Annotated in this window: 2 protein-coding genes and 1 pseudogene; 2 read left to right on the top strand and 1 reads right to left on the bottom strand. The window is 61.6% G+C overall.

Annotated features, from left to right (window positions below; genetic code table 11):
• A partial coding sequence (locus QZX93_RS19150; RefSeq protein ID WP_295394851.1) for a transposase occupies positions 1-1,182 on the bottom strand: 1,182 nt, incomplete at its 3' end.
• A gap of 422 nt (positions 1,183-1,604) precedes the next feature.
• On the opposite strand from QZX93_RS19150, the pseudogene QZX93_RS27470 reads away from it, so the two are divergent.
• Positions 1,605-1,781: pseudogene (locus QZX93_RS27470) on the top strand (HdeD family acid-resistance protein); the annotation flags it as partial.
• Between the two features lie 109 nt (positions 1,782-1,890).
• A partial coding sequence (locus tag QZX93_RS19145; protein WP_295394849.1) for a DUF308 domain-containing protein occupies positions 1,891-2,096 on the top strand: 206 nt, incomplete at its 3' end.

The raw sequence follows: 2,096 nt of genomic DNA, 5'->3' as shown, positions 1-2,096 counted from the left end.
GGTGGCATAGCGACGGGGCGGTGCCTTGGCCAACTGCGCGCCATAGATCCAGGTGATTGCGGTCGCGGCCATGCAGAAGTTCAAGTGATTAGTCACCGCCTCGGCAGTACGGGTTTGGGTCTCGGCGCTGCCGATCTCCTGCTTGATCTCCCGAAAGCCGGCTTCGATTTTCCAGCGCGCCCCATAGTATTCGACAATCTGCGCCAGCGACAAGGTTAAATCGGTCGTGACCAAGGCCACCCACTGGGTGCGGCGAAAGACCCACACCACGCGCACCGGGCAGCGCAGCGTCTTGAGCATGACCACCCGCTCGACGGCCGCCACCTCGCGCATCCGGCCATACAGATGCAGCGTGTAGTGCTGGGCCTCGGCGTGAAGCGTGGTCGCCAGTTGTGCGGCAGTGCCCGCGCGGACCCCGTACTTGCGTGGTCGTCCCGGCCGCCCTGGGGTTGGGGTCGGCAACTCATACAGGGCGGCATTGCTGCGCAGGCGCGAGAGTAAGTGCGCGCGCGTCCCGAACTGCTGCCGTAGCGGTTTGAGCAACCCATTGTTACCGAACCAACTGTCGCAGACCACCAGCACCGGGACCGCGGTGAAGACGGCGCCCAGGCGCACGATGAGCGCGACCACCTGGGCAAATTTGGTCTGAAACACCTGCGGCTCGCCGCGCACCCGCACGCAGCGGGTGTGCAAGGTCAGGTAGCGAAAATAGAAGGCGAAGGCCAGCGGCAGACAGCACCAGCGCCCGTGGATGATCTTGAGCAAACCGACCGTGACAATCGTCTGCGCCCAGGGAAACTGGCTCTGGTTGGTCTTGGCGGCGTGGTCGAAGGTCGTCTGGCAGGCAAACACCTTGCGCCCGGTCTTGGGATTGATCGAGTCGTCCACGGCGAGCAGTAGGCGTCCGTCGGTGAGTGGGTCGGGGATCGCCCGCCAGAGGATCTCCCAAACCGGCTCCCAGGCCAGCTTCACCGACGCCATGAAGGTGTAGTAGCGCGACTGCGCGATCTCCACGCCAAACAGGGTCGCAATGGTGCGCCGCAGATTGGAGGTCCGCGACGCCGTGATGGGCACCAGGATCGCTTGCAGGGTCAGCATGAACCAGCGCCAGCGCTCCTGCCCGTGGTCGGTGGCCGGAAAGAGGGATTGGAATTGGGTTGCGAGAGCGGGTAAGATCGGCATGGAATGCGGGCTCGTTTGGTTTTCTAATCAACGGCTTAGACACCTCTGATTATACGCCGAATCGAGTCCGTATTCAGCCTTAAGTTGCTGAATCTACATTGTAATTACCGATACTGGCAGACGCTCACCGGGGTTCCATAGATTGATGGTTTCGTATATTAGCTTCCACTAATATAAAATCACTTTTGGTGTACGATTTCTTGCCGTGAACCCACCGTCGCCCCCGTTCCCCGCTCCGACCATCTGGCCGGTGCGCCGATGTGCAGCCCATGCGCTCAAGGGCAGGAGCCGGGAATAGCATAGGCGGAATGACGGCCAAGGCCCCCGATCAAAAGTAGGAAACTTCAGTTCAAATATAAGTTCGCTGCGGCTCGTCAGGCGCCTTAATCCGAATATCTCACGCCAACTTGGAGTCGATTGACATGTCCGATATCGAAATTGCCCCGCTGCCCGCCGCTCAGATCGCCCTGTTCGGAGACCTGCAGAAAAACTGGGGCTGGCTGCTTGCCCTTGGGGTCCTGTCCATCGTGCTCGGGACCATCGGGCTGGGCGCCAGCTTCAGCTTGACCCTCGTCACCGTTCTGTTTTTCGGTTGGCTGCTGCTGGTGGGCGGGGGCTTCCAACTGGTCGGCGCCTTCAGTTGCCGGGGCTGGCGATGCGTGTTGGAGCACATGCTTGCGGCCACCTTAGTACATCCTGGCGGGGTATTTGATCATCCAGGACCCACTGCTGGCCTCGGGCACCTTTACCCTGATCATCGCGGGCGTCCTGCTCGCCGTCGGGGCGCTGCGCATCGTGATGGCCATCCAACACCGGGGCTCACCAGGATGGGTCTGGGCAGTGTTGGGCGGGATCATCTCGATCCTGCTCGGTGGCGTCATCTTTGCCCAGTGGCCGGTGTCGGGGACCTGGGT

It is taken from the genome of uncultured Thiodictyon sp. (assembly GCF_903946935.1).
Taxonomy (GTDB): Bacteria; Pseudomonadota; Gammaproteobacteria; order Chromatiales; family Chromatiaceae; genus Thiodictyon.
The sequence above is the reverse complement of the archived record's forward strand: the minus strand, read 5'-3'. Positions and strand labels throughout refer to the sequence as shown.